Annotated in this window: 18 protein-coding genes; 17 read left to right on the top strand and 1 reads right to left on the bottom strand. The window is 63.1% G+C overall.

Annotated features, from left to right (window positions below; all coding sequences use genetic code 11):
- Positions 1-176: 176 nt before the first annotated feature.
- The 4 genes from BMZ10_RS09905 (at position 177) to BMZ10_RS09920 (ending at position 5,303) form a co-directional block, all read left to right on the top strand.
- A complete protein-coding gene (locus tag BMZ10_RS09905; RefSeq protein WP_093460818.1) occupies positions 177-2,930 on the top strand; it encodes a response regulator in 2,754 nt (917 codons plus the stop codon).
- 335 nt (positions 2,931-3,265) lie between these two features.
- Positions 3,266-4,249 carry a 2-hydroxyacid dehydrogenase gene (locus BMZ10_RS09910; protein ID WP_093460821.1) on the top strand — a complete coding sequence of 328 codons (984 nt, stop codon included), beginning with the start codon at positions 3,266-3,268 and terminating at the stop codon, positions 4,247-4,249.
- Between the two features lie 215 nt (positions 4,250-4,464).
- Complete coding sequence (locus tag BMZ10_RS09915) at positions 4,465-4,902, top strand: hypothetical protein (RefSeq protein ID WP_093460823.1); 438 nt, start codon at positions 4,465-4,467, stop codon at positions 4,900-4,902.
- A complete protein-coding gene (locus BMZ10_RS09920; protein ID WP_093460826.1) occupies positions 4,899-5,303 on the top strand; it encodes an META domain-containing protein in 405 nt (134 codons plus the stop codon). Before BMZ10_RS09915 ends, BMZ10_RS09920 begins: the two co-directional genes overlap by 4 nt.
- Positions 5,304-5,422: 119 nt before the next feature.
- Here BMZ10_RS09920 and BMZ10_RS09925 read toward each other — a convergent pair whose 3' ends face one another.
- Positions 5,423-5,890, bottom strand: a complete 468-nt coding sequence (locus BMZ10_RS09925; protein WP_093460829.1) for a TlpA family protein disulfide reductase — start codon at positions 5,888-5,890, stop codon at positions 5,423-5,425.
- Between the two features lie 116 nt (positions 5,891-6,006).
- Between BMZ10_RS09925 and arsC the strand changes: the two genes are divergently transcribed.
- The 13 genes from arsC to BMZ10_RS09990 all read left to right on the top strand — a co-directional run bounded on the left by arsC (position 6,007) and on the right by BMZ10_RS09990 (position 17,343).
- Positions 6,007-6,360, top strand: coding sequence for an arsenate reductase (glutaredoxin) (gene arsC / locus BMZ10_RS09930; RefSeq protein ID WP_093460832.1), 354 nt, complete (start codon positions 6,007-6,009; stop codon positions 6,358-6,360).
- Positions 6,357-6,962 (top strand): NAD(P)H:quinone oxidoreductase, encoded by a 606-nt coding sequence (gene wrbA / locus BMZ10_RS09935; protein ID WP_093460835.1) that lies wholly within the window; start codon positions 6,357-6,359, stop codon positions 6,960-6,962. Before arsC ends, wrbA begins: the two co-directional genes overlap by 4 nt.
- Positions 6,955-7,362, top strand: a complete 408-nt coding sequence (locus BMZ10_RS09940; protein WP_093460838.1) for a DUF2069 domain-containing protein — start codon at positions 6,955-6,957, stop codon at positions 7,360-7,362. The genes wrbA and BMZ10_RS09940 overlap by 8 nt, the downstream gene beginning before the upstream one ends.
- Before the next feature lie 117 nt (positions 7,363-7,479).
- Positions 7,480-8,151: a DNA-3-methyladenine glycosylase I gene (locus tag BMZ10_RS09945; RefSeq protein WP_093460843.1), complete on the top strand. Its 672-nt coding sequence runs from the start codon at positions 7,480-7,482 to the stop codon at positions 8,149-8,151.
- Between the two features lie 91 nt (positions 8,152-8,242).
- Positions 8,243-8,926 carry a GntR family transcriptional regulator gene (locus BMZ10_RS09950; RefSeq protein WP_093460848.1) on the top strand — a complete coding sequence of 228 codons (684 nt, stop codon included), beginning with the start codon at positions 8,243-8,245 and terminating at the stop codon, positions 8,924-8,926.
- A gap of 220 nt (positions 8,927-9,146) precedes the next feature.
- Positions 9,147-10,097, top strand: a complete 951-nt coding sequence (locus BMZ10_RS09955; protein ID WP_093460851.1) for a 4-hydroxyproline epimerase — start codon at positions 9,147-9,149, stop codon at positions 10,095-10,097.
- Positions 10,098-10,111: 14 nt separating this feature from the next.
- Positions 10,112-11,242 carry an NAD(P)/FAD-dependent oxidoreductase gene (locus BMZ10_RS09960; RefSeq protein ID WP_093462514.1) on the top strand — a complete coding sequence of 377 codons (1,131 nt, stop codon included), beginning with the start codon at positions 10,112-10,114 and terminating at the stop codon, positions 11,240-11,242.
- Positions 11,235-11,471 (top strand): (2Fe-2S)-binding protein, encoded by a 237-nt coding sequence (locus tag BMZ10_RS09965; protein ID WP_093460854.1) that lies wholly within the window; start codon positions 11,235-11,237, stop codon positions 11,469-11,471. The genes BMZ10_RS09960 and BMZ10_RS09965 overlap by 8 nt, the downstream gene beginning before the upstream one ends.
- Positions 11,468-12,727, top strand: a complete 1,260-nt coding sequence (locus BMZ10_RS09970; protein WP_093460857.1) for an NAD(P)/FAD-dependent oxidoreductase — start codon at positions 11,468-11,470, stop codon at positions 12,725-12,727. Before BMZ10_RS09965 ends, BMZ10_RS09970 begins: the two co-directional genes overlap by 4 nt.
- A gap of 101 nt (positions 12,728-12,828) precedes the next feature.
- Entirely contained in the window at positions 12,829-13,581 is a 753-nt protein-coding gene (locus BMZ10_RS09975) for an AraC family transcriptional regulator (RefSeq protein ID WP_093462517.1), read from the top strand.
- 319 nt (positions 13,582-13,900) lie between these two features.
- Positions 13,901-14,719: an ABC transporter substrate-binding protein gene (locus tag BMZ10_RS09980; protein ID WP_093460860.1), complete on the top strand. Its 819-nt coding sequence runs from the start codon at positions 13,901-13,903 to the stop codon at positions 14,717-14,719.
- Between the two features lie 196 nt (positions 14,720-14,915).
- On the top strand, positions 14,916-16,685 hold the full coding sequence (locus tag BMZ10_RS09985; protein WP_093460863.1) for a cis-3-hydroxy-L-proline dehydratase: 1,770 nt from the start codon (positions 14,916-14,918) through the stop codon (positions 16,683-16,685).
- Positions 16,678-17,343: an amino acid ABC transporter permease gene (locus BMZ10_RS09990; RefSeq protein WP_093460866.1), complete on the top strand. Its 666-nt coding sequence runs from the start codon at positions 16,678-16,680 to the stop codon at positions 17,341-17,343. Before BMZ10_RS09985 ends, BMZ10_RS09990 begins: the two co-directional genes overlap by 8 nt.
- Positions 17,344-17,348: the final 5 nt, after the last annotated feature.

The raw sequence follows: 17,348 nt of genomic DNA on the forward strand, positions 1-17,348 counted from the left end.
TGCCTGCGGCTGAGCAATGGCGATTGATCGGGAGTTGCGGCCTGCGTCCCTGCTCGCGGTTTTAAAGCCGGGATTCCTCATGCACAAGTGACTACACTGCGCAGTTATCGAGCCGCTTAGGCTGACATGGCACAGCGGTTGCCTGAATCCGTGCCAGGATTGCTGGAGAAAAAAGTGTGCTGACCAAATTGGGCATCAAAGGCCGCGTGTTGCTGCTGACCCTCCTGCCGACCTGCCTGATGGCAGCGCTGCTGGGCGGCTATTTCACCTGGATGCAGCTGTCGGAACTGCAGACGCAGCTGTTCAAGCGCGGCGAGATGATCGCCAACGAGCTTGCACCGCTCTCGGCATCCGCGCTGGGCAATGGCGACAAGTCGTTGCTGGAGCGCATCGCCGGGCAGGTCCTCGAACAGGCCGATGTCCGAGCGGTTTCGTTTCTGGATGCCGACCGCAATCTGCTGGCCCACGCCGGGCCGACGATGATCAATCAGGCGCCGGTGGGTAACAGTTCGCACATGCTGCAGCGCTCGGAAAACGATGCCACGCGTTATCTGATGCCGGTGTTCGGGCGCAATCGTCATTTAACCGGCAATGTCGTGCCAGGCGAAGACGACCGCCTGCTGGGCTGGGTCGAACTGGAGCTGTCCCACAGCGGCACCTTGCTGCGCGGCTATCGCAGCCTCTTCGCCAGCCTGCTGCTGATCGTCGTCGGCCTGGGCATGACCGCCGTGCTGGCGCTGCGCATGAGCCGCACGATCAACGCGCCTATTGCACAGATAAAACACGTCGTTGCCCAGCTCAAAGACGGCAATCTGGAGGCGCGGTTGCCGCCGATGGGCAGCCACGAACTGGACGAGCTCGGTTCAGGCATCAACCGCATGGCCGCGACACTGCAGAATGCTCAGGAAGAGTTGCAGCACAGCATCGAGCAGGCCACCGAAGACGTCCGCCAGAATCTGGAAACCATCGAAATCCAGAACATCGAGCTGGACCTGGCGCGCAAGGAAGCACTGGAAGCCAGCCGGATCAAGTCCGAGTTTCTGGCCAACATGAGCCATGAAATTCGCACCCCGCTGAACGGTATTCTCGGCTTCACTCACCTGTTGCAGAAAAGCGAGCTGACGCCGCGTCAGCATGATTACCTGAGCACCATTGAAAAATCTGCCGACAGCCTGCTGAGCATCATCAACGAGATTCTCGACTTCTCGAAGATCGAGGCCGGCAAGCTGGTGCTCGATGCCATTCCGTTCAATCTGCGCGACTTGCTGCAAGACACCCTGACCATCCTCGCTCCTGCCGCTCACGCCAAACAGCTGGAGCTGGTGAGCCTGGTGTACCGCGACACGCCGCTGTCGCTGGTAGGTGACCCGCTGCGACTCAAGCAGATCCTCACCAATCTGGTCAGCAACGCCATCAAGTTCACCCGCGAAGGCACCATTGTCGCCCGGGCGATGCTGGAGGACGAACAGGACGACAGCGTTCAGCTGCGCATCAGCGTGCAGGACACCGGCATCGGCCTGTCGAGCCAGGATGTGCGCGCACTGTTTCAGGCATTCAGTCAGGCCGACAATTCGCTGTCCCGTCACTCCGGCGGGACCGGCCTGGGGCTGGTGATTTCCAAGCGTTTGATCGAGCAGATGGGCGGGGAAATCGGCGTGGAAAGCACGCCCGGCGAAGGGTCGGAATTCTGGATCAGCCTGACGCTGCCAAAAACCCGCGACGACCTGGATGACTTGCCCGCACCGCCGCTGATGGGGCGCCGTGCCGCCGTGCTGGAGCATCACGATCTGGCCCGCCAGGCGCTGGAACATCAGCTGGAGGATTGCGGCCTGCAGCCGATGGTGTTCAACAATCTGGAGAACCTGATCAATGGCGTGACGGTGGTGCATCAGACGCCCCACGCCATCGAGATGGCGGTACTGGGCGTGACCGCTCACGAACTGCCGCCCGAACGGCTGCGTCAGCAGATCTGGGATCTGGAGAACCTGGACTGCAAGGTGTTGGTGCTGTGCCCCACTACCGAGCAGGCGCTGTATCAGCTATCAGTGCCCGACGCCTACACTCAGCTGCAGGCTAAACCGGCGTGTACGCGCAAGCTGCGCCGCGCGCTGTCGGAGCTGATCAACCCCAAACAGCTGCGCAACGAGGTGCCGGAGCCAATGTCCAGCCGGCCGCCGCGAATCCTCTGCGTCGACGATAACCCGGCGAACCTGTTGCTGGTGCAGACGCTGCTCGAAGACATGGGGGCCAAGGTTCTGGCCGTCGACAGCGGCTACGCGGCGATCCAGGCGGTGCAGGACGAGCCGTTCGATCTGGTGCTGATGGACGTGCAAATGCCCGGCATGGACGGGCGCCAGGCCACCGAAGCCATTCGCAGCTGGGAGACCGAGCGGCACGTCTCGTCGCTGCCGATCGTTGCGCTGACCGCCCACGCCATGGCCAACGAAAAGCGCGCGCTGCTGCAGAGCGGCATGGATGACTACCTGACCAAGCCGATCAGTGAACGGCAACTGGCGCAGGTGGTGCTCAAGTGGACCGGGCTGGCGCTGCGCAATCAGGCGCCGGAGCGGCATCATGAGGTGGCTCAGGGCGGCGTCAATCTGCAGGTGCTCGATCACGAAGAAGGTTTGCGTCTGGCCGCCGGTAAGGCCGACCTCGCCGCCGACATGCTGGCGATGCTGTTGGCTTCGCTGGGCACCGACCGCGAGGCGATTCGCAGCGCGCGCGAGGCCGACGATCACGTGGCGCTGATCGAACGCGTGCATCGCCTGCACGGCGCAACGCGGTACTGCGGCGTGCCGCAACTGCGGGCTGCCTGTCAGCGCACCGAAACGCTGCTCAAGCAGGACTCGCCGGACAGCGACAAGGCCCTGGACGACCTGGAAAAAGCCATCACACGACTGGAGATCGAAGCCCGGGTGAGTGCTTGATACGAGTCAATATCCGTGTGGGGCTGATGGGTATTCTGTAGGGGTGAGCCAACTGTCTTTACCGTCTTTCGATCAACGGCGTAATACGCGATGCCTTCCCGGCTAAAGCCGGTCCTACGAAAAGCTTGCAGCGTCTGCAGGAACGGCTTAAGCCGGGAAGAGTCCGTTGCATGCGGTGAAGAGGCCGTGGTTGGACATCAGAGAAATTGCGCGCCAGACCTTTCGGAGCGGCCCAGAGACAAGCTCGCTCCCACAAGGGTCTGGCGTTGCTGCTGCCCTTCGAGTGCGGCACAAAACCTGTAGCTGCGGCGTTTCATAAAAACCAAGGAGCAACCATGCGTACCCTCCTCTACAGCAGCCAGACCTACGACCGCGAAAGTTTCCTCGCCGCCGACGTGCCTTCTGATGTCGAGCTGCATTTTCAGCCTGCGCGGCTGACGCTCGACACGGTAGCGCTGGCCGATCAATACGAGGTCGTGTGCGCCTTCATTAATGACGACCTCGGTGCGCCGGTTCTCGAGCGGCTGGCTGCCGGCGGAACCCGGCTGATCGCCTTGCGTTCGGCAGGCTTCAATCATGTCGACCTGCCCGCAGCGAAGCGTCTGGGTCTGGAGGTCGTGCGCGTTCCGGCCTACTCGCCTCATGCCGTGGCCGAACATGCGGTCGCGCTGATCATGTCCCTGAACCGACATCTGCACCGGGCTTATAACCGCACCCGTGACGGCGATTTCACCCTGCACGGTCTGACCGGATTCGACCTGGTGGGCAAGACGGTCGGCGTGGTGGGCACCGGCCAGATCGGCGCAACGTTCGCCCGCATCATGGCGGGTTTCGGCTGCCGTTTGCTGGCGTACGATCCCTGCCCTGCCGAGCAGGTTGAAGCGCTCGGCGCGCGTTATCTGCCGCTGGAACAGGTGCTGGCCGAGTCGCAGATCATCAGCCTGCATTGCCCGCTCAACGAACACACTCGCCACCTCATCAACCGGCAATCGTTGAGCGGCATGCAACGCGGGGCGATGCTGATCAACACCGGTCGTGGCGCGCTGGTCGACACGCCAGCGCTGATCGAGGCGCTGAAAAGCGGGCAACTGGGCTATCTGGGGCTGGATGTGTATGAGGAGGAAGCGCAGCTATTCTTCGAGGACCGCTCCGACCTTCCGCTGCAGGACGACGTGCTCGCACGATTGCTGACCTTCCCCAATGTGGTCGTGACCGCCCACCAGGCTTTCCTGACCCGAGAGGCGCTGGGCGCGATTGCGCAGACCACGCTGGATAACATCCGCTGCTGGGCGGCCGGTACGCCGCAGAACCAGGTGTGATCACGCCGCCTGTGGCGAGAGAGTCTACGCGCGGGACCTCCGGATAACCGATGTTCAGAGGCTGCGCCGACGCCTCGGTCAGTAAGCTCCCTGCTATGACGTCGACCCTCGATTGACACCCATCCTGCGCGTGGCGCCGGTTCGTCCTTCCGCCTACCGGCAGCGGGCATCGGCGATCTAAAGTGTTAGGATGCGCCGCCTATCTGGAGACCCTCATGGCCGAACACGATTTTCGCTACAGCATGCTCACCCCGCACCACACCCTGATCGAGTGCCGCAGTCTGGCGGTCGGGCGCTATCAAGTGACCGGCAACGGTGGTTCGATCAAACACGACGACGTGTTGCTGGTCACCGTCAAGGGCAGCAAAGACCTGTACATGCGCCTGAACGTGGAAAAAGTCCGTCACCTGATTAACCCGCCCGGCCAGTGGGTGGCGGTGGCCAACGGTCCGGCGTTCACCGAGCTTGCGATTCATCAGTGGAAGGTCAACTGCAACGGCTGTGGCAAAGAGCAGGATATCGAGTTCATGGTCGACGGCAAGGACGGCAAGAAAGCCCTGAAGCCCGCCGCCACCGCGCGCATCGTGGAACTGGGCTGGAAAACCGTCGGTGAGAACCATCTCTGCCCGGCCTGTGCGAAAGCCGCCGCATGAAAGCCTTTCTGCTGACGCTGCTCGCCACCGCCCTGTTGACAGGCTGCGCGACGGACACCGATGCGCTCAAGCGCGATCATGGCTACGTGCTGGAGTGGATCGGCGAGCGTCCGCTGATCGATAACAGCCACCTGACCATGACCCTGGGCAAAGACGGCCGGGCGTATGGCAATGCCGGCTGTAATCACTGGTTCGCGTCCTATCAGCTGGACGGCGATGTCATCCACTTCGGCCCGGTCGGCAGCACGCGCAAGATGTGCGCGCCCGCGCTGATGGAACAGGAACACCGGTTCCTCGAAGCCATCGGCAAGGTCGAGCACTGGGATGTATCTGAGGTCGAGCAGCTGCAGCTGTGGCCTGCGCAGGGTTTGCCCCTCAGGTTCTGGCCCGAAGAGGGTTGAATGCCCGAGCCCAGGAGCGCTTGCCCGCGATGGGCTGGTGATGGCCGCCGAACAGGTCTCGGCAAATCGCCATCGCGGGGCAGTACGCGCCTACAGAGGCGTGATCAGACCTTCCTGAATCAACCCTTGCCTTTCAACTCCGCCAGTTTCTGCGCCACGCCTGAGGCGGTCTGCTCACCCATCAGTTGCTCACGCACTTTGCCTTTGTCGTCGATGATGTAGGTGACCGGCAGCGCTTCGCTTCTGGGCAAGTCGTACTGATCGGCGGGATCCTGCGCCAGTACCGTGAACCTGATGCCCAGCGCGTTGCTGGCGCTTTTCAGGTCGTCGCCCTGAAGGTTGTCGAAATTCACGCCGAACACGCTGACCTTCTGCCCGCTCATCTGATCGGACAGCTTGTTCAGCTCGGGGATTTCGGTCCGGCACGGGCCACACCATTCGGCCCAGTAATTGACCACCAGCCAATGTTTGTCGACCCGCTCGCTGGCCACCTTCTGCCCGTTCTGATCGGTGCCCAGATCGACCCCGCAACCGCTGAGCAACACACTTCCCAAAAGCGCTATTGTCGCCGCCAACCGCCTTGCCATGATGCTTGTTCCTGTATGGAAAACCGACTCGGACTGCGCCCCGCTGGCGCGCGATATTGGTCTTTGTCGTCACGCCTGTAGAATAGCCGCCACCTCACGCTAGATGCGACCTGCAAATGACCGATCTGACGCTTTATCACAACCCACGCTGCTCCAAGTCACGTGGCGCGCTGGAATTGCTCGAAGCCCGAGGCCTTGCGCCGACCATCATCCGATACCTGGAGACCCCGCCGGACGCCGCGCAGCTGCGCGAACTGCTGGGCAAGCTGGGCATTGGCGCCCGCGCCCTGCTGCGCACCGGCGAGGACGAGTACAAGGCCCTGAACCTGGCCGACGCCAGCCTGAGCGACGAGCAACTGATCGCGGCCATGGCGGCTCACCCCAAGCTGATCGAACGCCCTGTTCTGGTCGCTGGTGACAAGGCCGTGATAGGCCGCCCACCGGAAAAAATCCTGGAGATCCTGCCGTGAGCGCGCCCTACATTCTGGTGCTGTTTTACAGTCGCAACGGCTCGACCAGCGAAATGGCCCGGCAGATCGCCCGGGGCATCGAGATGGGCGGGATGGAAGCCAGGCTGCGCACCGTGCCAGCGGTTTCCACCGAATGCGAGGCCGTGGCGCCGAGCATTCCGGACACCGGCGCACTGTACGCCACCCTCGACGACCTGAAGAACTGCTCGGGCCTGGCGCTGGGCAGTCCGACCCGTTTCGGCAACATGGCCGCGCCGCTCAAATACTTCCTCGACGGCACCAGCAACCTGTGGCTGACCGGGGCATTGGTGGGCAAACCGGCCAGCGTGTTCACCTCGACCGCCAGCCTGCACGGCGGCCAGGAAACCACGCTGATGTCGATGCTGCTGCCGTTGCTGCATCACGGCATGCTCATCACCGGCCTGCCGTACAGCGAAGCTGCCCTGATCGATACCCAGGGTGGCGGCACGCCTTACGGCGCCAGCCATCACGCCGGGGCGGACGGCAAACGTCCACTGGATCAACACGAAACTACCCTGTGCCGCGTGCTCGGTCAGCGCCTGGCGAAAACCGCGCTGCTGCTGGATCCGTCACGTGGCTAAAGCGCTCAAGGCCCTGCCCTCTCTGGAATGGCTCGAACCTCGGGTTCGCTGGAGCCGGGTGGCGGCCTTGTCGTGCTTTTTCGGGCTGATCGCGTTGCTGGCGGCGTACTACCTGATCGCCGCCGACCTGCATGGCGCACGGCCCTGGGTGATTCTTTCGATTGAACTGGTGCCGCTGCTGGTGCTCACACCGGGAATGATCAGCGGCAGCGCGCGCGGACATTCCTGGACGTGTTTCGGGGTGAACCTGTATTTCATCAAGGGCGCGCTGGCAGCCTACGATCCGAGCCGCATGGTGTTCGGCGTGCTGGAAATGCTGGCCAGTCTGGCGGTGTTCACCAGCGCCCTGCTGTATGTGCGCTGGCGGTATCAACTCAACCGCAAGCTCGCCGCCTTGTAGAAGCGCGCTTGCCCGCGATTGCGGTGTGTCGGGCCCATCATCGGTTGCAGGCACACCGGCGTCGCGGGCAGACGCGCGCCTACAGGGCTATGGCTCAAATTTCGTTTTGGAGAGGGCATGCAAGACTACAAATGGCTCAATGAATACTGCTTGAATCGCTTCGGATCCGCCGCCGCCCTTGAGGCGCATCTTCCCAGTCCCGCCACCCCCAGACGCCTTGAGGCAATCAGCAACGATCGCTACCTCTCGACGCTGGCCCTGCGCGTGTTTCGGGCCGGTCTGAAGCACAGCCTGGTGGACGCCAAATGGCCGGCTTTCGAGCAGGTATTCTTTGGCTTCGATCCGGAAAAAGTGGTGTTGATGGGCGCTGACCATCTTGAGCGGCTGATGCAGGATGCGCGGATCATTCGTCATTTGGGCAAACTCAAGAGCGTGCCGCGCAACGCGCAGTTGATCCTCGATATCGCCCACGAATACGGCAGCTTCGGTCACTTCATCGCGCAGTGGCCTGTGACTGACATCGTCGGCCTGTGGCGCTACCTGGCCAAACATGGCAACCAGTTGGGCGGGCTGTCCGCACCGCGCTTCCTGCGCATGGTCGGCAAGGACACGTTCATCCCGACCTACGACGTCGTCGCCGCGCTCAACGCGCAGAATATCGTCGAAAAAGTACCGAGCAGTCAGCGCGATCAGGCGGCAGTGCAAGCGGCGTTCAACGAATGGCATGAACAGAGCGGCCGTCCCATGTGCCAGCTGTCGATGATGCTGGCATACACGGTCAACCACTGATCTTTTTTCGCGTCGACTTGCCGGGCAGTGGCTATAAGGAATCGGAGGTCGTATACAATATCCGCCACTTTGTCACTGCCGAGCCATCCGCGTGCCCTTCATTCTTCCAGACGCGCCTAATCTAGGCGTCGCCCCCTCGGCGTCCGAGGTCATCTCCCGATTCCTGCGCGAATCGATCATTTCCGGCCAGTTCGCCGAAGATGAGCCCATTCGCCAGGATGACATCGCCCGCGTGTTCAATGTCAGCAAGATCCCGGTGCGCGAAGCGCTCAAACGGCTCGAGGCAGAAGGCTTGGTGCAGTTTCAGCGGAACAAGGGCGCGGTGGTCACACGGATTTCCGAACCTGAGCTGGCGCAGATTTTCGAGGTGCGCGTGCTGCTCGAGGTTCAGGCCATTCGACTGGCTGTGCCAAGGTTGACTCAGGCACAGATCGAACGGGCCGCTGCGATCTGCGATGAGTTCTTCGACGATGACGATATCGGTCGCTGGGCAGAGCTCAACTGGGCCTTTCACACGTGTCTGTATGAAGCGGCGCAGCGGCCGTTTCTGCTGAACATGATTCGCTCGATTCACGACAAGGTCGAACGCTACCTGCGCGTGCAGATGAGCTTTGAAGAGGGCAAGGAGCGCGCCGATCGCGAGCACCGCGACATCCTGAAGGCCTGTGCCGATCGTGATGTCGACAAAGCCGCCGAATTGATCGAACACCACATCATCGGCGTCTGCCGAGCGCTTTACGCCCACCTGCCCAACGCCGCGATTTCCGAAATCTGACGGCATGCCGACTGTGCCGATTTCGTCATTCTCAAGGACGAAATCGGTCAAGACCCCGCGGCGCTTTGACGCCAATCTTAAGACCGGTCGTGCGTGCGAATGCAGTGCGTGCAGGTGGACTCCTGCATCTGACATACCGCAATCGCGAGCAAGCTCACTCCCGCAGGAGTGCGCGTCTGTCCACCGCTACCGCCAATCTTCTCCACCTTGGGGTGAATTCATGAAGCGCATCCAGATCCTTGATTCCCACACCGGCGGCGAGCCGACACGGCTGGTGCTGGACGGTTTTCCCGACTTGGGTGTCGGCAGCATGGCGCAGCGGCGGCAGCTGATGGCCGATGAATTCGATGACTGGCGCGCCGCGACCGTGCTGGAACCGCGCGGCAGCGATGTGCTGGTGGGTGCGCTGCTGTGCAAACCGGTGGACCCGCAAGCCTGCGCCGGGGTGATTTTCTTCAACAACACCGGCTATCTGGGCATGTGTGGCCACGGCACCATTGGCCTGGTGGTGTCGCTGGCGCATCTGGGCAAAATCGGTCCCGGCGTCCACCGCATCGAAACGCCGGTGGGCACGGTTCAGGCGACGCTGCACGAAGACCGCTCGGTGAGCGTCGATAACGTGCCGTCCTATCGCTACCGGAAAAACTTCATCGTCGATGTGCCTGGGCTGGGCAACGTCACCGGCGACATCGCCTGGGGCGGCAACTGGTTCTTCCTGATTGCCGATCATGGCCTGAGCGTGACGGGCGACAACCTCGACGCCCTCACCGATTACACCTGGAAAGTCCGTCAGGCGCTGGAGAGCCAGGGCATTCGCGGCGAAGACGGCGGCGTCATCGACCACATCGAGCTGTTCGCCGACGACGATCACGCCGACAGCCGCAACTTCGTTCTCTGCCCCGGCAAAGCCTACGATCGCTCGCCGTGTGGCACCGGCACAAGCGCCAAACTGGCGTGCCTGGCGGCCGACGGCAAGCTGCAACCCGGCGCGATCTGGCAGCAGGCCAGCGTCATCGGCAGCCAGTTCGAGGGCAGTTTCGCGTGGCAGCACGGGGAGCGGCAGCTGGGCGACCGCATCGTGCCGACCATTCGCGGCCGCGCCTACATCAGTGCCGAAGCCACCTTGTTGCTGGACGACGATGACCCGTTCGCCTGGGGTATCCGCGCTTGATCGACCGCCAGGCGATGCAGGGCAACGTGGCGGACGTGATCATCGTCGGCGGCGGCATCATCGGGGCCGCGTGCGCCGACGAACTGGCCAGCCATGGCCTGCGGGTGCTGGTGCTGGACTGCCAGCGCCCGGCCGCGACCGCTGCGGGCATGGGCCACCTTGTGGTGCTGGATCACAGCCCGGCGGAGCTGGCGCTGGGTGAATATTCGGTGCGGGCGTGGCGCGAGCTGGCGCCGCAGCTTCCCGACGACTGCGCCATGCGCAACAACGGCACCCTGTGGCTGGCGTGCAATGAAGAAGAAATGGCCGAGGCCGAACGCAAGCACCTGGCGCTCAACGCGTATGGGCTGACCTGTGAGCTGATGTCCGGGGCGCAACTGGCGACGGTCGAGCCGTCTCTGCGGTCCGGGCTGTCTGGCGCTCTGCGGGTCAAGGGCGACGGCATTCTGTACGCCCCCAATGCGGCGCGCTGGCTGTTGCAACGTCGACCTGAACAGGTGCGCCAGCAACGCGCTGAAGTCGTCGAGGTGCAGGGCCATCGCGTCCGTCTGAAAACCGGCGAGTGGTTGCACGCCACAGCGGTCGTGCTCGCCAACGGTATCCATGCCCGCGATCTGTGCGCCGACCTGCCGCTTCAGGCCAAGAAAGGCCATTTGCTGATCACCGACCGTTACCCGACGCAGATTACGCATACGCTGGTTGAGCTGGGTTATGTCACGAGTGCGCACAAGGGCAACGGGCCTTCCGTGGCGTTCAACGTGCAGCAGCGGCCGACAGGGCAACTGTTCGTAGGCTCCTCGCGTCAGTTTGACAATCACGACCCTGCGGTCGATGCCGCGATGCTGGGACGGATGCTGCGCCGGGCGATGGAGTTTCTGCCGGACCTTGGCCAGATGAACGGCATTCGCAGCTGGACCGGTTTTCGTTCGGCCAGCCCCGACGGCCAGCCGCTGGTGGGCGAGCACCCTTTGCAGCCTGGCTTGTGGCTGGCGGTGGGACACGAGGGGCTTGGCGTGACCACCGCCCCAGGCACCGCGAGACTGCTGGCCGCGCAATTGCTGGGTCTGCCACCTCCCTCTTCGCTGCAGGCGCACCTGGACGCGTACCTGCCGCAACGTTTTATCGGAGCCCACGCCCATGCCTGAATTGATCATCGACGGCCAGCCCCTGCGCGTCGCTCAAGGCACCACCGTTGCCGCCGCGCTGATGTCCGCGGGTGACCGCTGCAGTCGCACGTCGGTCAGCGGCCAGCGTCGGGCGCCGCTGTGCGGCATGGGCATCTGCCAGGAATGCCGGGTCAACGTCGACGGTCTGCGCCGACTGGCCTGCCAGACACTCTGCCGCGACGGCATGCACGTTGAGACGCGACCATGAGCCGGCCTGTCGATCTGCTGATCATCGGCGCGGGGCCGGCCGGCATGGCCGCAGCCCTGGCCGCGGCGCCCAGCGGCATCAACATTGCGTTGCTGGACGACAACCCTGTGCCAGGCGGACAGATCTGGCGTGACGGCCCGCAGGCGCAACTGCCCGGGCTGGCCAGTGACATGCGCGCGCAACTGGCCCGTCATCCCAACATTCATCTGCACAGCGCCTGCAAGGTCGTCGCCCTCGCCGGCCACAAACGGCTGCTGCTCGAAGACCCTGAACGGGGCTGGCTGCTGAGTTACCACAAGCTGATTCTGTGCACCGGCGCGCGTGAGCGGCTGCTGCCGTTTCCCGGCTGGACGCTGCCCGGTGTGACCGGCGCCGGCGGCCTGCAAGCCCTGATCAAAGGCGGCCTGTCGGTGGACGGTGAGCGCGTGGTGGTCGCAGGCACCGGACCGCTGCTGCTCGCCTCGGCCGCAACCGCCAGGAAGAACGGCGCAAGGATCGTGCGCGTCGCCGAGCAAGCCGGGCCAGGTGCGGTCGGCCGGTTTGCAATGGGGCTTTGGCAATGGCCGAACAAAGCGATTCAGGCGCTGACGTTGTTCAGCGGTGCTTACCGGACAGCGGCCCATGTGGTCGAGGCGCTGGGCTCGGACCGCCTTGAAGCGGTGCGAATCCAGATGGGTGGGCGCGTCGAGGAAGTCGCTTGCGAACGGCTGGCCTGCGGGTTCAGCCTGGTGCCGAACGTCGAGGTCGCCAAGGCCCTGGGCTGTGAGGTGCGGGATCAGGCGATCGTGGTGGACGACTGGCAGGCGAGCACGCTGACCGATCATTACGCGGCCGGGGAATGCACCGGTTTCGGCGGCAGCGAACTGGCGCTGGTCGAGGGCCGGATTGCCGGGCTCGTGGCGATCGACCGCCAGGACCAGGCGCGTGCGCTGTGGCCTCAGCGTCAACGCTGGCAGCGGTTTGCCGACCGGTTGAACCGTGCGTTTGCCCTCGATCCGGCCTTGAAGCGACTGGCCGCGCCGGACACGCTGGTGTGCCGCTGTGAGGATGTGGCTTACGCGAGCCTCGTCGAACATGGCACCTGGAGTGCAGCCAAACTCAACACCCGCTGCGGCATGGGCGCCTGCCAGGGCCGCATCTGCTCGACCGCCGCGCAAACCCTGTTCGGCTGGGAGCCACCGGTGTTGCGCCCACCGTTCAGTCCGGCTCGCATCGCGACGCTGGCGTGTCTGGACGAAGCGGAACCTGCGGCCTGACGGCCGGTGAGGTTTCGTCCTGCGTATTGCTGCTTTCTAAGCAGCGCCACATTGCCGCATGATCGACCCTGCCCATCCGTCCGGCCGCCCTGATGATGAACATGATTGACCTGCTGCCTGCCTCGCCCCTGCGCGACCTCGATCAATTGCTGACCAGTCTGGAACTGGTTGCGCCGTTGTTCGATGCAATTCCCGGCGTGGTGTTTTTCATCAAGGACGCCAATGCACGTTATGCGCTGGTCAACCAGACGCTGGTGCAGCGGTGCGGTTGCAAGGAGAAGCAGCAGATCGTCGGGCTGACCGCCGAGCAGGTTTTCCCGGCGCGGTTCGGCCCGCTGTACACCGCGCAGGATCGGCGGGTTCTGGCCGATGGCAGACAGCTGAGTGATCAGCTTGAACTGCACCTCTATTACGGCAATCAGCCGATCTGGTGCCTGACCCACAAGATTGCCCTGCGCGACCATCAAGGGGCGATCATTGGTCTGGCCGGGATATCCCGGGATTTACAGACCCTGCAGACCACACACCCGGCGTATCAGAAGCTGGTCGAAGTCGATGCTTATATTCGCCAGCATTTCGCGCGCTCCATCACCCTTCAGGAACTGACTGCCATCGCCGGGCTGTCGATTGCCCAGCTGGAGCGCCACTGCAAGCGCATTTTTCAGCTCACGCCGCGCCAGATGATTCACAAGGCGCGACTGGGCGAAGCGTCGCGGTTGTTGCGGGAGGACCTGTCGATCACCGAGATCGCCCTGCGTTGCGGGTACACCGATCACAGCGCGTTCAGCCGGCAATTCAAGGCGTTGACGGGCGTGTCGCCCAGTCAGTATCGGGATGCGCAGCAGCAGAAATGATGGGATGAGCACCGATGACGCAGCTCAGAGTGATCACCCTTCAGCGACAACCTTTCATGACTAAGCTCAGTCACAGACTGTTCCGCCCGACCGCTTCGCCCACCGCGCTCACCAACGTGCATCTATGAAGCACTGCGTGCTTTTTTGCTCCTTTATGTAACACCCCTGGCGCCCTCATAGGCCCCTGCGCTGCCGTCAGGCCGCCCATCCAAAGCCCTTCAGCGCGTGATGGCAAATCGGGCACGCGCCGTGCATATGAAATATCGTATACGAAATTACTTATCCGCCCGTCCCATTACTTGCATCCACCGAGGCTTCTATGAAAAAGCATCCTGTTGCCGTAGCCCTCCTCGCTGTAATGAGTTCCTCTTTCATCAACACGGCCTTTGCCGACAAGCTCGATGACATCATCGACTCCGGCAAACTGCGCTGCGCCGTGACCCTGGACTTCCCGCCCATGGGTTCGCGCGATGACAAGAACAACCCGGTCGGATTTGACGTCGATTACTGCAACGATCTGGCGAAGGTGCTCGGGGTCACCGCCGAAGTGGTGGAAACGCCGTTCCCGGACCGGATTCCGGCCTTGGTTTCGGGACGCGCCGACGTCATCGTCGCCTCGACTTCCGACACGTTGGAGCGGGCAAAAACCGTGGCGATGACCGTTCCCTATTTCGCCTTTCAGATGGTCGTTCTGACCCGCGACAACACCGGCATCGGCAAATACGACGACCTCAAGGGCAAGAACGTCGGCAACACCAGCGGCACCTATGAAGCCATCGCGCTGGAAAAAGACCAGAAGGCCTGGGGCAGCGGCAGTTTCCGCGCCTACCAGACGCAGAACGACACGATCCTGGCCGTCGCTCAAGGCCACATCGACGCGACCGTGGTCACCAACACCGTCGCCGCGGCCACGCTCAAATCCGGGAAATACAAAGGCTTGAAGGTCGCGGGCAACGCGCCGTATGTCATCGACTACGTGTCTCTGGCGGCCAAACGCAATGAATACGGCCTGATTCATTACCTCAACCTGTTCGTCAACCAACAGGTGCGCACCGGGCGTTATGACGAGCTGTGGAAGAAGTGGGTCGGTGACGAAATCAAGCCGGCCAACCTGACCGTGCCGGGGGTTTACTACTGAGCGTGGAGTTGACATCCCCCTGTAGGAGCGTGGCTTGTCCCGCGACCTGCCGGAAACCGGCAGCGAATTCAGCGCATGCGTGGGGCCTGATACACCGCATGCGCAGGGTTACGACGACTACGTCGCCGCTCGCGGGACAAGCCACGCTCCTACAAGGGATCGCATCTGGTTTGACTACCTCATTCAGGAGCCCACGATGTCTGAAGTTTCGTTAAACGGCCGTTGTCTGGTCGCAGGCGCTGCCCAGGGCGAATTGTTGTACGCCGATGTCGGGTTGAGCTTCTGGGGCGGGGTCGAGCCGTTCACCGGCGAAGTGATCGATCGCCATCACCCGTTGAGCGGCCAGATCATCACCGGACGGGTGCTGGCGATTCCCAGCGGACGCGGTTCGTGCACCGGCAGCAGCGTGCTGCTGGAGCTGATCCTCAACGGCCACGCGCCTGCTGCACTGGTCTTCGAGCGAGTCGAAGACATTCTGACCCTCGGCGTGCTCGTCGCCGAGCAAATGTTCGACCACTCGATTCCGGTCATCAGCCTGGGCGAGGCAGGTTTCGCAGCATTACGCCCAGTGAAATTCCTGCGCGTCGAAGGTGCCCGAGTCACGGCATTCGACAGCGCACCGCCTGTCCTGCCGGCTCGGTCGCCACGTCAGGCAAGTCGCGTCAGCCACACCATCAATCTGAGCGAGATGGATCAGAGTTTTCTCGACGGCGCCTATGGCAAAGCCGCACAAGTGGCAATGGGCATCATCCTGCGCATGGCCGAGCTGCAAGGGGCGACAGAGCTGCTGGACATCACTCAGGCGCACATCGATGGCTGCATTTACACCGGCCCGGCGAGTCTGCGTTTCGCCCGGCAACTGGTCGAATGGGGCGCCAAAGTGCGCGTGCCGACCACCTTGAATTCGATCTCCGTGGACAAGCGTCGCTGGCGCGAGCTGGGGGTCGATCCGGCGCTCGGCGAACCCGCCAGTCAACTGGGTGATGCATATCTGGACATGGGCGCCCGCGTCAGTTTTACCTGCGCGCCTTATCTGCTGGACAGCGCGCCAGAGCTGGGCGACCAGATTGTCTGGGCCGAATCCAATGCGGTGGTCTACGCCAACAGCGTGATCGGCGCGCGCACCCTCAAGTACCCGGACTACCTGGACATCTGCATCGCCCTGACCGGCCGTGCGCCAAACATCGGCTGCCACCTGACGCAGCAACGCCTGGCCACCCTGCGCATCGACATTCCTGCGCTCGACCGGCTGGACGACAGTTTATACCCACTGCTGGGCTATCACATCGGCCTGCTCTGCGGTGCCGAGATCCCGGTGGTCTGCGGCCTGGAGCACAAAGGCCCAACCCTGGATGACCTCAAGGCCTTCGGTGCCGCGTTCGCCACCACGTCGGCTGCGCCCATGTTTCACATCGCCGGCGTCACGCCTGAAGCCACCACCGTCGAACTCGCGCTGGGCGGACATCCTCCCGCCCAAACGCTGAGCGTCAGTGAAACCGATTTACTGCACAGCTGGCGCGAACTGAACAGCGCGCAGAGCCCGGAGGTCGACGCGGTGACGCTGGGTAATCCGCACTTTTCCCTGAGCGAATGCGCAAGCCTGGCAGCACTGTGCCAAGGCAAACGCAAGCACGAGCGCGTCGCCATCGTCATCACCTGTGGTCGCGCCACACTGGAGCGCGCGCAACTGGCCGGGTACGTCGCCACGCTGGAACGCTTTGGCGTGCAATTCGTCACCGACACCTGCTGGTGCATGCTCGCCGAGCCGGTCATCCCGCCGACCGCCCGCACGCTGATGACCAATTCGGGCAAATACGCCCACTACGCACCCGGTCTGGTGGGACGCCGCGTGCATTTCGCCAGCCTTGCCGAGTGCGTCGAAAGCGCCTGCACCGGCGCCGCCAGCGGACGTCTGCCAGCCTGGCTGCAAGCGGCGGCCCGCGCGGAGGCTGCCGCGAATGTTTGATTACAACTTCCATTGGCGAGCGGCCTTCAAGGCGCTGCCGGACATGCTTGATGGCGCCTGGGTGACCTTCCAGACCGCCGCCCTGTCGATGATCCTCGGGGTCATCATCGCGCTGTTTCTGGTGTTCATGCGTCAGGGCAAGAACCCTGTGTTCCGCGGCTTCGCAGCCACCTGGATCTCCATCGCGCGCAACACGCCCTCGCTGTTTCAGGTGTACATCCTGTATTTCGGCCTTGGCTCGTTCGGTCTGCATGTGAGCTCATGGGTCGCCCTGCTGGCGGGCATCACCCTGAATAACGCAGGCTATCTCGCGGAGAATTTTCGCGGCGGCCTCAAGGCGGTGCCTGACACTCAACTGCGCGCCGCCCGCTCGCTGGGCATGAGCGCGCCGCAGGCCTATCGGCTGATCGTCATTCCGCAGTTGCTGCGCATCGTCTACTACCCCCTGACCAATCAGATGGTCTGGGCGGTCCTGATGACTTCGATGGGCGTGATCGTGGGCCTGAACAACGACCTCACCGGCGTGACGCAGGATTACAACGTCAAAACCTTCCGCACTTTCGAATTCTTCGCCATCGCGGCGGTGCTCTATTACCTGATCGCCAAATTGATCGTGGCCGTGGCGCGGCTGCTGTCCTGGCGCCTGTTCCGGTACTGAGGAGT

Source organism: Pseudomonas sp. NFR16, assembly GCF_900108875.1.
Lineage (GTDB): Bacteria > Pseudomonadota > Gammaproteobacteria > Pseudomonadales > Pseudomonadaceae > Aquipseudomonas.

Excerpts from the sequence above, each read along its gene's own strand:
- BMZ10_RS09955 (WP_093460851.1), top strand. The coding sequence starts at position 9,147 with ATGAAGCGCATCCAGATCCTTGATTCCCACACCGGCGGCGAGCCGACA.
- BMZ10_RS09960 (WP_093462514.1), top strand. The coding sequence starts at position 10,112 with ATGCAGGGCAACGTGGCGGACGTGATCATCGTCGGCGGCGGCATCATC.
- BMZ10_RS09945 (WP_093460843.1), top strand. The coding sequence starts at position 7,480 with ATGCAAGACTACAAATGGCTCAATGAATACTGCTTGAATCGCTTCGGA.
- BMZ10_RS09975 (WP_093462517.1), top strand. The coding sequence starts at position 12,829 with ATGATTGACCTGCTGCCTGCCTCGCCCCTGCGCGACCTCGATCAATTG.
- BMZ10_RS09915 (WP_093460823.1), top strand. The coding sequence starts at position 4,465 with ATGGCCGAACACGATTTTCGCTACAGCATGCTCACCCCGCACCACACC.
- BMZ10_RS09980 (WP_093460860.1), top strand. The coding sequence starts at position 13,901 with ATGAAAAAGCATCCTGTTGCCGTAGCCCTCCTCGCTGTAATGAGTTCC.
- BMZ10_RS09985 (WP_093460863.1), top strand. The coding sequence starts at position 14,916 with ATGTCTGAAGTTTCGTTAAACGGCCGTTGTCTGGTCGCAGGCGCTGCC.
- BMZ10_RS09925 (WP_093460829.1), bottom strand. The coding sequence starts at position 5,890 with ATGGCAAGGCGGTTGGCGGCGACAATAGCGCTTTTGGGAAGTGTGTTG.
- arsC (WP_093460832.1), top strand. The coding sequence starts at position 6,007 with ATGACCGATCTGACGCTTTATCACAACCCACGCTGCTCCAAGTCACGT.
- BMZ10_RS09965 (WP_093460854.1), top strand. The coding sequence starts at position 11,235 with ATGCCTGAATTGATCATCGACGGCCAGCCCCTGCGCGTCGCTCAAGGC.
- BMZ10_RS09920 (WP_093460826.1), top strand. The coding sequence starts at position 4,899 with ATGAAAGCCTTTCTGCTGACGCTGCTCGCCACCGCCCTGTTGACAGGC.
- BMZ10_RS09970 (WP_093460857.1), top strand. The coding sequence starts at position 11,468 with ATGAGCCGGCCTGTCGATCTGCTGATCATCGGCGCGGGGCCGGCCGGC.
- BMZ10_RS09910 (WP_093460821.1), top strand. The coding sequence starts at position 3,266 with ATGCGTACCCTCCTCTACAGCAGCCAGACCTACGACCGCGAAAGTTTC.
- BMZ10_RS09990 (WP_093460866.1), top strand. The coding sequence starts at position 16,678 with ATGTTTGATTACAACTTCCATTGGCGAGCGGCCTTCAAGGCGCTGCCG.